We start from the raw sequence: 16003 nt of genomic DNA, 5'->3' as shown, positions 1-16003 counted from the left end.
AACAAGTGGGTGAACTCGCCGGCAGCAGCGGCGTCGGTGATGGTCACCCCGAGCTCGACGGTGCGGCAGATGGTGTCGTCAAGCAGGCTGGCGGTAGCGTTCAAAGCGGGTCCTGGGGTGTTCGATGCGCGTGTGAGAACCTGTATTTTCACTCCCCAGGACCCCTTCACGCTGGGGCGGCGTCGCCGTGCTACTTGGGCGATGCGTCCCACTGGTGCGCTCGTTCGTCTCGATCCCGGCGGGAATCGAACGGATGTCGATCCTGCACTTCACGGCGTACACGTTGATCGGGTCAGGTGTGTGGAACGCGATCTGGATCGGCGCCGGTTTCCTGTTTGGCCCGGCGATCAGACCTGCGCTGGAACGGTGGAGCGGGGTGCTGTCCAACGCGGTGCTCGCGATCATCGTGATCTTGTTCGTCTGGTTCGTGGTCAAGCGGGTGCGGCGGCTGCTGAAGCGGCGAGGCGCCGTCGGCATGCAGTGACGGCCGGCCGACGACTCTCCGCGCGGGCGTGACGCTCCCGCCTCCGACACCGCCCTCTGTGCCGCCGCCCACACCCCGACTTGACGAACATAAAAGAATCCCTAACATTGGTCAGATGGTGCAGAGAATCGTGGCCGCACGTGTCGGCGAGATCGACGACGGCACCGGGATCACGATCCCCAGGGAGCGTGCCGGGACTCGTGACGACGTGGCGGTGTTCCTCGACGGCGATCAGTACTACGCACTCGACAACACCTGCACCCACGAGGAGACCGGTCTCGCCGACGGCTGGGTCGAGGACGGCTGTGTCGAGTGCCCGCTCCACGGCGCGCAGTTCCGCCTGACCGACGGTGCGGTGTTGACGCCGCCGGCACCGAGCGGTGTCGCCGCGCACACGGTGCGTGTGGAGGGGGCCGACATCGTGTTGGTGCCCAACCCCGCGTGCCTCGTGTGAATTCGGAGGCGCCGACGGACGTCCTCATTGTCGGTGGCGGTCTGGCGGGGTATACGACGGCGCGGACGCTGCGTGATCTCGGGTTTGACGGACCGGTCACGATCGTCGAGCAGGAGCCGTCGTGCGTCGATCATCCGCCCTTGTCCAAGCGTGCACTCGTCGAGGGCGTCCCCCGGGCCGACCTGGAGTTCTCGTCGCCGGCGCAGCTCGCGGAGCAGCGTATACACATCGTGGCGGGAGTCGGGGCGACAGCCGTCACGCCCACCGGTGCGGCACTGTCGGATGGCCGTTTCCTGACGGCGTCGACGATCGTGGTGGCGGTTGGTGCCGCACCGAATCGGCCGACGGTGCCCGGTGCCGAGGATCCGCGAGTGGTGACCCTGCGCGGCTACGACGATGCGATGAGGATCCGAGCCCACTCGGGGCCGGGACACACGGTGCTCGTGCTCGGCGGCGGGTTCATCGGGGCCGAGGTCGCCGCATCGCTGCGCACGCTCGGCACGGCCGTCGTGCTGGTCGATCCGCACGAGCTGCCCGGCGCTCACGTGCTCGGCACGACGCTCGCCGGCTGGCTCCACCGGATGCACCTCACCAACGGCGTGGACTTGCGCACCACGGCCGTCTCGACGATCAACGCCGGCGAGGGTGGCGACGAACCGCTCTCGGTCGCGCTCGCGGACGGTACGACGGTCATCGCCGACCTGGTCGTGGCGGGCATCGGCGTCAGCCCCCGGACACTGCCGGGCGTCGACGCGGTCGCGCAGGCCGGTGGCATCGTGCTGCCACCGACGGCGCACTGGGAGGCCGCGAGGCTGGACGGGCAGGCTGCCGCGGCCCGACTGCTCGGTCGTCCGACTGAGCCGCGCGGTGCCGCCTGGTACTGGACGGACAGGTACGGCGCCCATGTCGAGATCGTGGGGGATTTGGTCGGCAAGGGCGAGGAAATCGTGCGCCCCGGTGTCGCGGTCTTCCGGGTCGACGGCGAGCGACTGCTCGGCGCGGCGTCGATCGACGATCCGATGACCGTCCGCGCTGCGCGTCGCATCATCGACCGCGAGGTGCGTGTCGATCAGGACGCGCTGGCGGATCCGTCGATCTCGCTGAGACAGATGCTCCGGTCCTGAACCGCGGGCACCGGTAGCGGTGCCGATCAGGTCGGTTCAGGCTTTCGGCGCCCGTGCCCTGACCTTCTGATACGGATGCTCCGTGGCGTGCGAGATTCCCGCGTCGACGAGTTCCTGCAGGGATGAGTTCTTGCGGGCGGCCGCGAGAAAAAGGGCCGTGGTGCGTTGCGCTCGCGCCAGACGCTGCTCGCTTCTGTTCTCCACGCCATAGATCTGCCGTGCCCACAGGGGAAGCAGCGAGAGGATGCCGTCCAGCACCACGCCCGAGACCCAGTCCTTGGCGGGGTTGTGTGTCCTGGCCGGGTGGCGCAGGCTGAGAGCAGCCTGGGAACCGAGGTAGTTGAGAGCCTTGTCCTTCTTGCCCGCCTCGATGAACGCGTCCAGTTCGGCCTTGGTGTCGGGGTGCGGGCCGGGCACGTGCAACTTCTCGGCCACCAGTTGTTGCTCTCTGACGAAGGCGTCCTGCTCTGCCGTGCTGAGCTTCATGCCGAACTTCATCGCGCCTTCGAGCGAGCCCCACACGAAGGTGTACATGGTCCACCGCTGCCACTCGGGCCATTTCGCCACCTCGACCTCGCCGGTCTCGGGATTGGTCCAGGTGGCACGCTCATGGAGCATGTCGACGTGGGCGGTTGCGGCATCCACGTGCGCCTTGTCGCCGAATGCGCACGTCATGATGAAGTCGCCCGTGCGCTGAAAACGGGCCTGGCCGGCCTCTGGACTCTCGGACGAGATCGACACGTGATCGAAGTGGTTCAGCATCCCCGTGTCGAGGGCCTGGAGCAGCACCGATGCCACGGCGCCGAGCGAGGCGCCCGAGTCGGAGTAGACCTTCCACGTCGCACTGCCGGGTCCGAAGTAGCCGTCATCGGCTCGCTCAGCATCTCTCACCGGGTGTGAGCTCATTGGCAACTCCTCAGGTATGCGACAGCGACGGCCGCAAGTCTTTCATAAGTGCAGGTTAATTTTTTGGAAGGGGGTGCCCGCGCGGTGTGCGCTGCGAGTCGGCCAGGTGGCCCGAATTTCGGGCGGACCGGCCTCGGACCGGTGAGTCAGGGCTCGGCGATCAGCGCTGCGGCCGCGTCGCGTCGTTCCGATCCGGGTGCTCGGTCCGACCGACGCGACGGCGGCGGCGGAGCAGCGGCTCGAGTTGCGCGTCCTCTTCCTCGGTGGCCACGCGGAAGGGCGGGTCGGCCGGGGTGGGCAGGTGCTGCCGGCCCTGGCCGCGCGTCGCTCGCAGGCTGGCGATCACCGACACCGCGAGGATGCTCGCGATGACCGCCAGCGAGATGGGCGTGGGGATGTAGAACACGTCGATCTTGAGCAGCATCTTGACGCCCACCCACATCAAGACCAGCGCCAGACCGATCTTCAAGTACACGAACCGGTGGATCAGGTCCGCCAGCAGGAAGTACATCGCGCGCAGTCCTAGGATCGCGAACGCGTTGGCGGTGAAGACCAGGAACACCTCGTCGGTGACGGCGAAAATGGCGGGGATGGAGTCGACGGCAAAGACCACATCCGTCGTCTCGATGAGCACCAGCACCGCCAGCAGGGGAGTGGCCATGATCAGCCCGCCCTTGCGGACCAGCAGACGCTGGCCGTGGAAGGTGTCGGTCATGGGCACCAACCGGCGGAACGCCCCGAGCACCTTCGACTGGTCGGGGTTGAGGTGCTCGTCGCGCTGGCGGATCATCCGAAAGCCCGTGTAGAGCAGGAACGCCGCGAAGATGTAGAGCACCCACGAGAAGTTGGCGATCAGCACCGCGCCACCGGCGATGAAGATCCCGCGGAAGATCAGTGCGCCCAGCACCCCGAGGAACAGCACGCGGTGCTGGAACTGGGCGGGCACGGCGAAGTGGGCAAAGATGATGGCCCAGACGAAGACGTTGTCGACCGCCAGGGACTTCTCGATGAGGTAGCCGGCGAAGTACTGCTGGCCGAACTCGGCGCCCCAGAACGCCCAGATGATCGCGCCGAACCCCACGCCGAGCGCGACCCAGACCGCCGACCACGTGGCAGCTTCTTTGACGCCGATGACGTGGGCCTTGCGGTGGGCGACGAGGTCGATCGCCAGCATCACGACGATGAACGCGAGGACAGCCAGCCAGAGCCAGAGGGGGGTGTGCATTACTAGGGACCTTTCGATCAGTGGGTGATCGAAGGTCTCTCCCGGCCTGCGCGGCCCGCTCCGCCGGGCCCGTGGGCCGTAGTGACGACGAAACGTGTGAGGGATACTCCCCTTCTGGTGCGGCAAGATTAGCGGAAGGCATCACGTACGGGCAAGCTTGCCTGCACGAACGTCTCGGACGACGTTCCACCCAGCGGGGGCGCCCACACGGCGAATCGGAGGCCTGACAGTGCAGAAGTCCCAGGGAGCTCACGCCACATTCTGCGAGGCGCCGGCGGCATACATCGTGCAGACCTACTTCGTTCTGCGCATGGTCATCGCCGGTGGCGCGATTGTCCTCCCCGCGGCGCTTCTGGTGTGGGTGGCACTCGATCCGGAGCTGGCGATGATGAGCTCGCTCAGCGCCTTCTACTACTCGCCGGCCCGCAGCTTCTTCGTGGGCATCCTCGTGGCTATCGGCGTCGCGCTGGTGGCCTACCGCGGCTACACCCGTGGGGAGAACGCGCTACTCAACGCTGCCGGTGGAGCCTCCATAGTCGTGGCGATGGTCCCGACGGGGAACTCCTCGGTGGGCGGGGTGAACCCGGCGAGTCTCATCCACACAGTGGCGGCAGTGGGCTTCTTCGTGCTGGCTGCACTCTCGATCTTCTTCTACGGGCAGGAGACGCTGGAATCCATCCCGGACCGTGGGCTGCGTCGGAGGTACCGCGTGGCCTACCGGGCTCTGGCGGTGCTGGTGGTGGCATTTCCGGCGGTGGCAGTTCTCGTCACGTGGGTGGTGGACTCGTCCGCGGTGCTGTTCGCGGGGGAAGCGGCGGCGCTCTACGCGTTCGCTGCGTTCTGGATGGTCAAGACCTACGAGCTGTCCCGCTCGCAGGTCCAGATGCGGGTTGTGTGAGAACGAGAGCGACGACGGGGTCGACCGGCGGAGGAGTCAGCGTCGGGCCCTACGAGCGGCCGTCCGGTAGAGCAGGAAGACCAGGAGCGGGCCGAGGAGCATCGGCCCGAGACCGAAGGCCAGGTCGGTGAACCACAGGTCCGGGTCATCGAGCGTGAATGCGGTCCAGTGGTGCCCGAGCAGGGGCTGGGTGGCCGTCTGGAAGAGCATGTGGAAGCCGATCGCCGCGTAGACGCTGCCGCTGATCGCGCGGATGACGCCGATACTCAACGACATCAGGAGGAAGAGCAGCAACCGGTCCGGGGTGCGGGCTGCACCGATGAGGAAGCCGAACGCGCAGAACGCGAGCGCTTGGATCACGACGGTGGCCCAGATCGGCACGCGATCGGCGAGGAAGCCGAAAAGGTAACCGCGGAAGATCAGCTCCTCGGGGATCGCCTCATAGAGCAGAACCAGCACCAGTACGGCGAGGAGCTGACATGCCGCCGCGGGCACCCCGTCTGGGAGGTCGATCTGCGCGAGGCCTAGGGCGAGGACCACCGCGCCCACGCCCGCCATCGGCACCGCATAACCCGCGGCTCCTGCCAGGAGGTGCCGCAGGCTACGACGGTCCGGGATCAGTCCGTAGCCCCGGGCCGCTGGATGGAGGCGTAGGAGGACGGCCAGCACGAGGAGCACTGCGACGGCGATGCTGACCGCACGGACGGCGTGGGCCAGCACATGGCCGTAACCGGGGCCGAAGATCACGGAGGAGAGCTGGAGGACGCTCCACCAGATCCCCGCCGCGATGAGGAGCAGGGCCGTCGGGAAGACCCACTCGCGTCCTCGGTGTCTTTGGCGGGGATCGGTCACTGCGGCGTCTCCCCGGAGGAGGCGGAGACCGGGCTCAGACGGTGAAGATGCTCGCGAACCACAGTCAGGGCGGCCTCTGGGCTGACGAGGTGCGGGCCGCGCAGGAGATGCACGGCCAGGCCGTCGAGGAGTGCGTGCAGCGCCTGGGTCTCACGATCCAGTCGGGCTGCGGGTGGCGACGCGGGGCTCGTGGCGTGCTCGATCATCTGCCGGCATCCCGCCCGCACCGCGAGATCTGCCTCGTCGCGAACTCGTCGCAGCTTCTCCTGGGTGAAGGCCAGCGTCGACAGCGAGAGCTGGACCTGAAGTTCGGCGGCGCGGGTCGGGTCCAGTGGGAGGAGTTCGGCAGCGATCCGCAGCGCCCGGTCGAGCCCGGTGATCTCGACCGGGATGCCGAGCACACGTTCGCGGACCGTCTCGTGGATGAGCTCCAGTGCGACCTCGAGCAGTTCGGCCTGGGTGGCGAAGACGTGGCGGAGGGACCCCGCGGACAATCCGGCCTCTGCGGCCACCGTGCGGACCGACACCGCCGGGACGCCGTCGCGAAGCACGACCCGCCACACGGCCTCGGCGAGCTCCCGCTCCCGTCTCGCACGATCGATCAGTCTGGGCACATCGCCATATTAGTACAGTCGTGCTAATAAATCTTCCCTCGGCCAGTTTCGCCTCCGAGGGCGCGCGTAGGGTCGCGACCATGACGAACCTGGTGTTCCTGCCCGGCCTCCACGGTGACGCGCAGACGTGGGCCCCGGTCCTCGCCGCCCTGCCTGAGGATCTGACCGCCACGGCCCTGGATCTGCCGGCCGAGCCCGACCTCGACGCGCTCGTGGACGACGTTGCCCGGCAGATCGCCACCGGCAGCGTCGTCGTCGGACACTCCCTCGGAGGCGTGGTGGCCATGCACCTCGCCGAACGACACCCGTCCCTCCTGGCCGGGCTCGTCCTGGTCACCGCGCCCGTGGGTGCCGAGGACCCGGACGCGGCGAAGGCGCGCGCCGCCCGTGCCGCGGACCTGAGTCCGGAGGCCTACGAGGAGATCGCACTCGACGGCATGGAGGCGGTGTATTACGGCGACCGTGGCCACGACCCACAGGTCAGAGCCGAGCGGCTGCGGGCGGCACGCGCGTACGGGCCCCAGCGGTTCGCCGCACATTCCGTGGCCATCGGCGCGCGCCCGGACCGCTGGGCGTTTCCCGCGCAGGCTGGTTGCCCGGTGCTGATCGTGGGGGCATCGGACGACTACGTGGTGCCCACCGAGGAGCAGCGGCGCTGGGCTGAAGCGAACGGTGCTGAAGCGAACGGTCCAGTGGTCGGCGGTGCTGAGGCGAACGGTGCGGTGGTCGGCGGTGCCGAAGCCGACGACGGCGATGCGGGCGGCGACCGGGCGGCACGCAGTGCCCGGGCCAACAGGGTGGCCTACGTGGAGATCGCCCGGACCGGGCACATGCTGCCGGTGGAGACGCCGGACGAGTTGGCCGCGGCGATCAGTGGATGGTGGCATCGGACCGAAGCGTGAGTCATGCTCCAGATGGCCCGCCACCGGTAGCCGGGCCTCGTTCGCGCCCGCTCGCCCCTTTCACCGGCGGCAGAGTCCGCGATCGATGTGTCCACTTGGCGAGTGGTCGCAACTGAACGAGTGCGGGAAACCCCACCTGGGGAAACGTGATTGGAAGTGACCACGTGGCGGCCCGTGCCCCCGTGGCAGCTATTCGCGGACCACCGCGCAGGATCCAGCGACTGAACCTGTGACCGCGGCGGCCTCGTCGTCGTCGTTTCTCCTTTCTCCTTCTACGCCCCGCAGCGGTGGGCCCACGCACGCCAGCGCGCCGACCCCAGAAGTTTCCCTCGCCGCAACCGCCCGGACCGTCTAGAGTTTGTCCCCAGAAGGCGGGGTGGTCGCCAATGGCGTCTCGGAATCAGCCGTTGTCCCAGAGATCCGCCGCGCCTGGGGACACAGCGAACCGCGCTCTGAGGGAGCTCGACGACCAGGTCTTCTCGGACGTCGTCCTGCGGGAACTGCACCGCCGCCGCGCGTTCGACAGAGTCGCCAGGCAGATCGACGGGGCCATGAAGACGGCCCGGGCTCCGTCCGAGAGCCCGCCCCGGGCACCCGAACGCGCCGCCGCTACCGCCACCGTCTCGCGCCGCGCCCACGCCGTGGTCGCCTCCGTGACCCGGGGGGCCGCGATGCAGGTGCCCCACATGTGCTCGATCGAAGCGGCCGAGGTCCTCGCACGGCGTGGCGTGTTGTCCGGTTCCACGGCCGCCGATGCGCTGCGGACGTTCGCGCGAGACGGCCGCCTCATCGCACTCCGCGGCGACCGGAGATGGGTGTACCCGCGCTTCCAACTGGACCACTTCGACCCGCGCGACCCGAACAACATCATCTGCGCGGTCAACCGGATGCTCGATGCCGGGCACTATCCGGAAGCGGCGACCTCCTGGTGGACCCTGCCGTCCGGCTCGCTTACCGGGCGGCGCGCGCCCGTGGAGCTGTTGGGGGAGGACCACGAGGCACTGCGGAAGCTCGCTGCCGCGTACGCGGGCGGCGCCGATCTGTAGCCGCGGCGTCAGCGGGGGAGCTGCCCGTCGCCGATCTTGATGACGGTGCCGGTGGCCGCCTCCGACGCGTCGGACTCGAGGTGGAGCAGCGTCGAATCGAGCTGTTCGGCCACGCCGAGGCGCTTGCGCGGGAACCCGGGTGCGATGTCGCCGACGCGCGAGAGCATGCCGTCCGTCATCTCGGACTCGAGGACCACCGGCGCGATGGCGTTGACGTTGATGAACGTGCGGGCCCACTCCACGGCGAGTGTCTCCGTCATCCGGCTGACCGCCGCCTTGGTGGTCGAATACAGCGCGCAGCCCCGTCGCCGTCGTAGTGGTAGTGGGGTTTCGCATACGTGCGGTGCGCGCGCCCGGCGAGCCCGGCCGGCGAGCCCGGCCCGCTCGCCCGGCGAGTGGGCGCAAATGCGGGGATCCGGCCGCCGCGTCCTCGCAGGATCTGAACGGAAGCGCCCACTCGGCGACGTCAGGTGGAGCGAACGAGGCCAGTCGCCCCGCCTACGAGATATTTCCACAGGCTTTCGGCCTCTCCACAGTGCGTCCGCCAACCGACCGTTCGCCGGGCCACGCAGACGAGGCGGTGCGCAACAGTGCTCCGCATGGCATTCGCATCGAAAGGTCCGAGGCGTCGTGGCGAGCTGCAGGCGACCTACGGGACGCACCGGGCCACGAACGGGTATCGCAGAGCCCACCACGGCGTATGGGAACCAGCGGCAACAGTCACCACGCCGATCACCCGGCTGGCTGCGGCGACGCTGGCCTGCCCGGGTGCGGTGGCGACCGGGTGGCTGGCCGCCGCGATCCACGGCCACCCGTGGGTGCCGCCCGAGTATCCGATCGACCTGGCAGTCGGCGATAAGCGGGTGCGCCGGGAGGGGATCATCGCGCGCCGATATGACATCCCGGACGATCAGGTCGAGTCCGTCCTCGGCGCCGACGGCTCGCCCCTCCGTCTCGCAAGCCCGGAATGGGCACTGTTCGACCTGGCCAGGCATACCGAGAAAACAAACGCGGTGATAGCCCTGGACGGGGCATCCCGGATGGGGCCGGGCTACGACGTCCGACACTCGCTACCGAGGCTGCTCGACAGGTATCCGGGGTTGCGGGGCCGCAGGATCGCTCTCGAGCGCTGCGCGTTGGTCGAACCGATGACCGAATCGCCGATGGAGACGCGCCTGCGGCTGTTCCTCGTTGATCTGGGCCTGACCGGGTTCCGGGCTCAGTACCGGGTCCCCGGGCTGCCGTACCGGTTGGACTTCGCTTACCCGGAGCGCAAGGTCGCGGTGGAGTATGACGGAGCCGGCCACCGGGACGCCGCCCAGCACGGAGACGACGTACGCCGGTGGAACCGCCTACGTGCGGCCGGCTGGACGGTCATCCCGGTGACGGCGACCCTCTTGTACCGCCGGCCCCACGAGCTCGCCTCACAGTTGCGCGCCGCGCTGAGCTGATCCGGGCGCTCGCCCTCGCCGCGCCAGCCACTCTCTCGCCGAGTCGGCCACTCTCGCCGAGTGGTCGCAAATGCGTGTTTGCAGCCGCGCGCACCTGGGAAAACGTGAACGGGATCGACCACTCGGCGGGTTGCGCCGGCTGCGCCCGGCGCGCCCGCTGCGCCCGCCGCGCCCGCCGCCGCCCAGAGCCGGCGCGGCGGTGCCGCACCTACGACCCCAGCCGCACCTGCCCGCTCAGCCGCACCACGTGCGCCGGCGAGACGGGTAGCCGGCCGGGCAAGAGCACCCGCACGTCGTCGTCGCTGCCGCCGACCTCCAGCTCCAGTCCCGTGGACACCAGAAGCGCACGCGCACCCGGCCCCGCGACCAACCCCGGCAGGACCAGCTCGGAAGCGGTGGGCGTTCCCAGGGTGATCACGTTGAGGTCGTCGCCGGTGCGGGTGAAGCGCAGAGGCGTGCCGTCGCCCGCGGTGGCCGAGGGCTGATCCCAGGGCCGGCTGCCGCGGATGGCGGAGCCGTTCTCGTGCAGCCAGCGACCCAGAGCCCGCAGGGGTTCCTGCTGCTCCGGCGGGATGGAGCCGTCGGGGAGCGGGCCCACGCCGATGAGCAGGTTGCCGTTCTTGCTCACCACGTCCACCAGCAGATGTACGAGTTCGTGGGCGGTCACGATGTCCGCCGGGTCCTCGTTGCGATTGGCGGCAAAGGAATGCCCCACACCTCGCACCGTCTCCCACTTCTTGTCCGCGATCTCCTCGTAGCTCGCGTACTCGGGAGTGGTGAAGTCGTGGTGCGGCGAGGCCGGGAAGGTCAGCTCGCGGCTGCCGGAGGGGAGCAGTTTCCACGCCAGCTGCGCCAGTCTGCCCAGCCCTCGCAGTACCGCCTCCGTCGCCCCGCCACGGGGCAGATCCGTTTGCGCCCAGCGGTCGTTGACCACGCCGTCGGGCACCGCCGCGTAGTAGGCGGCGAACAGCGCGGCCAGATCGGTGGCGGCCGGCCAGCCGATGTCGTTCCACAGGATCGATGGCTGGTAGCGCTCGATGAGCTCACGGACATGGTTCTCGGCGTAGACGGCGTAGGCGGGATCGTCCGGCATGGCCAGCAGCATGTCCGCCGGTCCCGTCAGCGTGGCGTCGTTGAACGGCCAGTCGTACCCGCCCGAGTAGTAGAGGCCGGTCCGCATGCCACGGGCCCGCACGGCCGCGTCGACGGCGCCCACGAGATCCCGACCGGCGCCGTAACTGCCCAACCTCGGATGCGGGTGCGCGGACGGCCACAGGGTGTAGCCGTCGTGATGCTTGGTGGTCAGGACCACGTACCCGGCGCCCGAGGCGGCGGCCAGCTCGGCGATCTGGTCCACGTCCGCGGTCTCCGCCTCGGCCGTGAACTGCTCGGCGAACCGGTGGTAGCCGTAGTCCGGCCCGTACGTCCGGGCGTGGTGCTCGGCGGTGGGGCTGCCGGGGATCTTCATGGTGTTGGAGTACCACTCGGCGTACGGGTTCTCGCGCAGCATCCGGCGCGGACCGCCGTCGCGAATCAGCTCCTGGATGTCGGGTACGCGAGGCGCCCATCGGGGAACCGAGCACGGGCCCCAGTGGATGAAGACGCCCAGCTTGACGTCGTCGTACCAGGTCGGCAGCTCGCGCCCGGCCAGCTGCGCCCACCCGCCTGTGCCCACGTTGTCGCCGCCCACGTTGTCGCTGGCTGAGTTGCCGCTGCCCGTGTCGTCGTCGTCAGTCGTGCCGCTTCCCGCCTCGTGGCGGTCCGTCACGCCGACACCAGGTACGCCGGCCGCCCCTCCAGGTAGTCCGTCGCGGCGTCGCCGTAGGCCAGGGCCATCGCCACGACGTTGGCGACGAACAGCACCCACGCCGACCACATGGTGATGTCGTACAGCGCCGCCACCAGCGAGATGACCGCGGCGATCGAGAGCAGCACGCGGGCCCAGCCCTCCCCGTCGCGCAGCTTCACCGCCGCCACCACCTGCACCACCATGGCAGCGAACAGCGTGGCGGCGATCAGCCAGCCGAACCCGCTGATCACGTCTACCGCCACGAGGTCCTCCCCGTCCACGGCCAACCCGGTCAGGACCGCCAGAACATTAGTCGCGGACAAGACCTCGGCAATGGTGACCGTGGTGAACAGGCCGCAGAACAGCCAGATCCATGATGCGATGGAGACGGAGGACGGTCGGGTCATGAGTGCACCTCTCGGGTCGGTGTCCGCGCCCTCATGGAGCGGCTCTGCTCAGGTTGTGCTTATGGTCCAACGGAGTAGACAGGTGTCGATAGAGTGCGGCACACCTGTTTTTGTCAGTGGTGGTGGCGCAGGGTCCCCTCGGTACGCCCCTCAGCGCCCCGACCAGGCATGACCGGAGGAGGATCTGGTGCCCGCGTGGAAGAAGACCCGTGCGGCCCTGCGAGCCGACACCGTGGCCCGCGCGGTCGCGTTGTGCGTCGACACCCGGCGTGGCGTGCTCGTGGTGGGGCCCCCGGGTGCGGGAGCCAGCCGGTGTGCCGCCGATATCGCCGCAGGTCTGCGCGCCGCGGGCGTCCCCGTCGTCGTGTGGGACGACCTGGACCGGCGCCGCGGCGCCTCCGGGACGCGGGCACTGCCGGGTGGCACGGTGGTGGTCGCCTCGGCCCGCCTCGGCGCGGCGCTTCACCCCGAGGACGACGACGAGGTGAGCACCCGCACCACCCGGCTGCCGCTGCGGAACCTCTCACGCGGTGAGTCCGAGGCCGCGGTCTCCTCCGCCGTCGGGATGCCCCTGTCGGCGCGGCTGGTCGAGACGTTGTGGGCCTGTTCCCACGGCAACGTCGCCGCACTGCGCGCCACCTACGACGACCTGGCGACCCGCGGCCTGACCAGACGCACCCGCGACCGCCTGGAGCTGACCGTGGACCCGGTCACCGCGATCGCCGGTATCGCCATCGACCCGCGGCTCTGGATCGACGACGCCGACGTCGAGGCCATGACCACCGCCGCGCTCGCCCGCCGCATCAGCGTGCGTCAGATGGTGGACATGCACGGCGACGACGCGGTGAGCGACCTGATCGCCCGGGCACTGCTGGTCGCGCGTCAGGTGGGCGGCGTCGAGATGCTCACCGTGCAACCGCCGGTCCTGGCCGACGTGCTCCGCGACGGTGCGGACCATCGGCGGCGCGAGAGCGTGTACGACGCCGTCCTCGCTCGATCCGGGACGGTCCCTCCGGACCCGCGGATAGTGCTGTGGGGTCTGTCCCACGCGCGTCCCGTCGAGCCCGTCACCGCTGTGGCCGCAGCCCGCGCGGCGCTCGACGGGCACGACTATCTCACCGGCGCCGAGCTGTACGAGGCCGCGGGGCGGGCCCTCCTCGAGATGACGCCGCTGCTGGAGGCGGAATTCGCACTGGTAGCCGGCTCGTGCCTGCGCCTGCTCGACAGGCTGCAGGAGGCCGCCGGCCTGTTCGAGCGGTCGCTGATGTGCCTGCGGTCCCCGGCCGTTCGGCGGGAGGGTGACGACGACGAGCCGGGTGGGCCGGAGTTCACCCGGGTGCTGATCGAGAACGTGACCGCACGGGCGGACCTCGCGCACTACGGCGACCGGGGGCCGGAGAACTCGTTGCCGATGATCGACGCGGCGCACGGTCTTCTGCCGCCGGACCATCCCGGGCACACGGTGCTTGACGCGCTGACCGTGGTGCACCTGACCTACTCCGGGCGGTACCGCGACGCGGCCAGGGCGTACACCGAGCTCACCTCGGCAGAGTCGTCGGCCTCGTCGCCCCTGGCTTCGCAGCCCCACATCGCACCCCTGCCGGCGGAGTGGGAACGACGACTCGACGCCAACCACGCCCTCGCGCTGGACGCCCTCGGCCAGCCGGATGTCGCGTTGGCGCTCCTGCGCCGCCTCGCCCGTCGGACGCGCACGATGGAGCACCAGACGTGGGCGTCCGAGGAGTACCTGGCGTCGCTGCTGACGGTGGTCCTGCACGGCTACGGGATCACCGCCCTGCTCTCGGAACTCGCGCCCTTCCTCGCCGTGGAGCAGGAGGACACCGTCCGCCTCGATCACGGGATGCGGCGGGTCGCCGATGCGGAGATCGCGCTGGCGACCGGAGACCTGCCGGCCGCCGTGAGCGCCGCCGCCGACGCGGTCGACTCCATCGAGGCCGACGGCCCCGAGGACTTCCTGCCACGCGCGATCTCCCTGTACGCCCTCACCTCGGCGCTGTCCGGACGGACCCCTGCCGCGCGGGAGCAACTGCGGCGGCTGCGATCGATCGTCGGCTATACCAACTCGCCGGTCGGGCCCGAGATCCGCGGAGCAGAGTCAGGGGTGCTGTACTGCCTCGGCGAACACGACGAGGCACGCGGGATCGTCCGGTCGCTCGTCGACGAGGGTCTCCACGGTTCCGCTGTCCGCGCCGCACTGGCCGGAGTTCTGATGGCCGACCCCGAGAGCTGCCGCATCGTGGCCGAACTCGAGGTCAGTGGAGACGTGCTCGTGCTGGTGCGGGATGTGGCCGTGGGCAACCTGGCCGGGAATCCCCGGCACCTGCTCGACGCGGCTCAGCGGGCCCGGGACTGCGGACTGCACATGATGGCCGCGGCGGCCGCCGAGCTCGCCCGCACCATGGCCGCCCCCGGATCGCAGCACCGCACGCTGGCCGAGCGCATGCTCGCGACCGCCGAAGTCAGCGGGCCGCACGCCGAGCTCGCCGGCCTCCCCGGCTCGGTCCCGCCTGGCGTCTCACTGACCCGCCGCGAATCCCAGATCGCCGAGCTGGTGGGGCGGGGTCTGACCAATGCCGAGATCGCCGCTGAACTGCACCTGTCCAAGCGCACGGTGGAGGGACACCTCAACCGGATCTACACCAAGACCGGCACCCGCCTTCGAGGACGCCCCCGGGGCGGTTCTAGACCGAACTCGTAGGCGAGGAGGCCGCGTCTCGGACGCTCGTCGTCGACCCTGTGCGGCCACCGACCAGCGGGTCGAGCTCATCCTGGAAGAAGGGGAGGTAGAGGGCCAGGATCAGTCCTCCGTAGATCGACAGATCGGCGAACAGGTCGAATCCACCCGTGACCGCGATGACCAACCCCGCGTGGAAGCAGAGACCCACGACAAGGGCGATGCTGCGGGTTCGTGTGAACCACAGGCCGACGGCGAGGAATGCCTCCACCATGATGGACGCCGCCGACACGATCATCAGGAACTCGGGAGAGGGGTCGTCTCTGAACACGGCCTGCCACGCGGCTGCCTGCACCATCGACGAATAGAGCTCGGAACCCGACAGATAGGTCTCGTTGATCTTCGTGAGTGCGGCAAACGCGTACACGATGGTGAGCTGGATCTTCAACAACTGGGGAACGCTCACGCCTAGTGCGAAGATGGCGCAGATCGTGATGATCAGATAAGTGTGATGATTGTAGAAATCAAACGCGAAGACAAAGACGAGGAAACCCGACAGGATCGCCGAAGCGGCTAATCTGATCCCTTTTCTAAGGACAAAAAGCCCACGCAGACGAGCACGGCAGCGCCCAGTGGCAGTGCGAGGAAGGCCTGATCCGAGAGGCCTATCCCGCCATCAGTTGATATCGATGCCCGTGCTGTCAATTGCAGGGTCTTGAGGGCGACGAGTGCGCCGAAAACAAATCGGAATATGGTCAGCATTGATAGTCGATCTCATGGTCTGACAAGCCGTCCTCGGCATCGGATCGGGCGACCGATTCCAGATCAGGATGCTGTTCACACAACAGTCGCGGCACCTCATCGTTATAGGCGACGGCCCGTGTGATCAGTGGCAGTCCATCAAGGCCCAGTTCGCGATGCGACCCGTCACCGGTCGTCCCGGTGTACGTGCCCGGATTGACGGTGCTGTACATCTGCCAACTGAAGGGGTATTCGGTCGTGGGCATGGAGCCCTCGGTGGACCAACGGGGCTCATCCCAATCGGGGGTGTAGGAGTTGGGGTCTGAAGCCGCCGGTCTCGAGCAGGCTTCGGGCGATGTAGTTGGTCAGGTTGCGGAACCCGAGTGCGGAGCCGCGCAGGTGTTCGAGCCGTCCG

16 protein-coding genes and 1 pseudogene are annotated in these 16003 nt (G+C 69.0%); 8 read left to right on the top strand and 9 right to left on the bottom strand.

Annotated elements, in window-relative coordinates; all coding sequences use genetic code 11:
* Positions 1-184 precede the first annotated feature (184 nt).
* The 3 genes and pseudogenes from NJE57_RS17845 to NJE57_RS17835 form a co-directional block, all read left to right on the top strand.
* Positions 185-484, top strand: a pseudogene (locus NJE57_RS17845) (DedA family protein); the annotation flags it as partial.
* 115 nt (positions 485-599) lie between these two features.
* Positions 600-938, top strand: coding sequence for a Rieske (2Fe-2S) protein (locus tag NJE57_RS17840; RefSeq protein ID WP_319029863.1), 339 nt, complete (start codon positions 600-602; stop codon positions 936-938).
* Positions 926-2062, top strand: a complete 1137-nt coding sequence (locus NJE57_RS17835) for an NAD(P)/FAD-dependent oxidoreductase (protein WP_319029862.1) — start codon at positions 926-928, stop codon at positions 2060-2062. Before NJE57_RS17840 ends, NJE57_RS17835 begins: the two co-directional genes overlap by 13 nt.
* A 36-nt stretch (positions 2063-2098) precedes the next feature.
* Here NJE57_RS17835 and NJE57_RS17830 read toward each other — a convergent pair whose 3' ends face one another.
* A complete protein-coding gene (locus NJE57_RS17830) occupies positions 2099-2968 on the bottom strand; it encodes an oxygenase MpaB family protein (protein WP_319029861.1) in 870 nt (289 codons plus the stop codon).
* A 160-nt stretch (positions 2969-3128) separates the two neighbouring features.
* Entirely contained in the window at positions 3129-4193 is a 1065-nt protein-coding gene (locus NJE57_RS17825) for a TerC family protein (protein ID WP_319029860.1), read from the bottom strand.
* Positions 4194-4422: 229 nt separating this feature from the next.
* Here NJE57_RS17825 and NJE57_RS17820 point away from each other — a divergent pair, with 229 nt between their 5' ends.
* Entirely contained in the window at positions 4423-5091 is a 669-nt protein-coding gene (locus tag NJE57_RS17820; RefSeq protein WP_319029859.1) for a hypothetical protein, read from the top strand.
* Positions 5092-5127: 36 nt separating this feature from the next.
* On the opposite strand, the gene NJE57_RS17815 is transcribed toward NJE57_RS17820, so the two are convergent.
* Together NJE57_RS17815 and NJE57_RS17810 are read right to left on the bottom strand one after the other, a co-directional pair.
* On the bottom strand, positions 5128-5943 hold the full coding sequence (locus NJE57_RS17815) for a CPBP family intramembrane glutamic endopeptidase (RefSeq protein WP_319029857.1): 816 nt from the start codon (positions 5941-5943) through the stop codon (positions 5128-5130).
* Positions 5940-6557 (bottom strand): TetR/AcrR family transcriptional regulator, encoded by a 618-nt coding sequence (locus tag NJE57_RS17810; protein WP_319029856.1) that lies wholly within the window; start codon positions 6555-6557, stop codon positions 5940-5942. Before NJE57_RS17810 ends, NJE57_RS17815 begins: the two co-directional genes overlap by 4 nt.
* An 80-nt stretch (positions 6558-6637) precedes the next feature.
* Between NJE57_RS17810 and NJE57_RS17805 the strand changes: the two genes are divergently transcribed.
* The gene (locus NJE57_RS17805) at positions 6638-7459 is read left to right on the top strand and encodes an alpha/beta hydrolase (protein ID WP_319029854.1); all 822 of its coding nucleotides are present in this window, start codon (positions 6638-6640) and stop codon (positions 7457-7459) included.
* A 407-nt stretch (positions 7460-7866) separates the two neighbouring features.
* Entirely contained in the window at positions 7867-8505 is a 639-nt protein-coding gene (locus NJE57_RS17800; protein WP_319029852.1) for a hypothetical protein, read from the top strand.
* 8 nt (positions 8506-8513) lie between these two features.
* Here NJE57_RS17800 and NJE57_RS17795 read toward each other — a convergent pair whose 3' ends face one another.
* The gene (locus NJE57_RS17795; RefSeq protein ID WP_319029850.1) at positions 8514-8765 is read right to left on the bottom strand and encodes an SDR family oxidoreductase; all 252 of its coding nucleotides are present in this window, start codon (positions 8763-8765) and stop codon (positions 8514-8516) included.
* Between the two features lie 339 nt (positions 8766-9104).
* Here NJE57_RS17795 and NJE57_RS17790 point away from each other — a divergent pair, with 339 nt between their 5' ends.
* Entirely contained in the window at positions 9105-9956 is an 852-nt protein-coding gene (locus NJE57_RS17790) for an endonuclease domain-containing protein (protein ID WP_319029848.1), read from the top strand.
* Between the two features lie 208 nt (positions 9957-10164).
* Here NJE57_RS17790 and NJE57_RS17785 read toward each other — a convergent pair whose 3' ends face one another.
* On the bottom strand, positions 10165-11724 hold the full coding sequence (locus tag NJE57_RS17785) for an alpha-L-fucosidase (protein ID WP_319029846.1): 1560 nt from the start codon (positions 11722-11724) through the stop codon (positions 10165-10167).
* A complete protein-coding gene (locus tag NJE57_RS17780; RefSeq protein ID WP_319029844.1) occupies positions 11721-12152 on the bottom strand; it encodes a hypothetical protein in 432 nt (143 codons plus the stop codon). The genes NJE57_RS17785 and NJE57_RS17780 overlap by 4 nt, the downstream gene beginning before the upstream one ends.
* A 187-nt stretch (positions 12153-12339) precedes the next feature.
* Here NJE57_RS17780 and NJE57_RS17775 point away from each other — a divergent pair, with 187 nt between their 5' ends.
* Positions 12340-14871 carry a helix-turn-helix transcriptional regulator gene (locus NJE57_RS17775; RefSeq protein WP_319029842.1) on the top strand — a complete coding sequence of 844 codons (2532 nt, stop codon included), beginning with the start codon at positions 12340-12342 and terminating at the stop codon, positions 14869-14871.
* Here NJE57_RS17775 and NJE57_RS17770 read toward each other — a convergent pair.
* Positions 14855-15313, bottom strand: coding sequence for an HTTM domain-containing protein (locus tag NJE57_RS17770; protein ID WP_319029840.1), 459 nt, complete (start codon positions 15311-15313; stop codon positions 14855-14857). The genes NJE57_RS17775 and NJE57_RS17770 overlap by 17 nt on opposite strands.
* Positions 15314-15602: 289 nt before the next feature.
* The gene (locus NJE57_RS17765) at positions 15603-15854 is read right to left on the bottom strand and encodes a hypothetical protein (protein WP_319029838.1); all 252 of its coding nucleotides are present in this window, start codon (positions 15852-15854) and stop codon (positions 15603-15605) included.
* Positions 15855-16003: the final 149 nt, after the last annotated feature.

Origin of the sequence: Dietzia sp. PP-33 (assembly GCF_033790845.1) — a bacterium.
GTDB lineage: Bacteria > Actinomycetota > Actinomycetes > Mycobacteriales > Mycobacteriaceae > Dietzia.
This window is presented reverse-complemented; position numbering and strand designations above follow the sequence as displayed.

Bases quoted from the DNA above. Each gene is read 5' to 3' on its own strand.
- NJE57_RS17840 (WP_319029863.1), top strand. From the start codon at position 600: ATGGTGCAGAGAATCGTGGCCGCACGTGTCGGCGAGATCGACGACGGC.
- NJE57_RS17830 (WP_319029861.1), bottom strand. From the start codon at position 2,968: ATGAGCTCACACCCGGTGAGAGATGCTGAGCGAGCCGATGACGGCTAC.
- NJE57_RS17825 (WP_319029860.1), bottom strand. From the start codon at position 4,193: ATGCACACCCCCCTCTGGCTCTGGCTGGCTGTCCTCGCGTTCATCGTC.
- NJE57_RS17805 (WP_319029854.1), top strand. From the start codon at position 6,638: ATGACGAACCTGGTGTTCCTGCCCGGCCTCCACGGTGACGCGCAGACG.
- NJE57_RS17795 (WP_319029850.1), bottom strand. From the start codon at position 8,765: ATGACGGAGACACTCGCCGTGGAGTGGGCCCGCACGTTCATCAACGTC.
- NJE57_RS17790 (WP_319029848.1), top strand. From the start codon at position 9,105: ATGGCATTCGCATCGAAAGGTCCGAGGCGTCGTGGCGAGCTGCAGGCG.
- NJE57_RS17780 (WP_319029844.1), bottom strand. From the start codon at position 12,152: ATGACCCGACCGTCCTCCGTCTCCATCGCATCATGGATCTGGCTGTTC.
- NJE57_RS17765 (WP_319029838.1), bottom strand. From the start codon at position 15,854: ATGCCCACGACCGAATACCCCTTCAGTTGGCAGATGTACAGCACCGTC.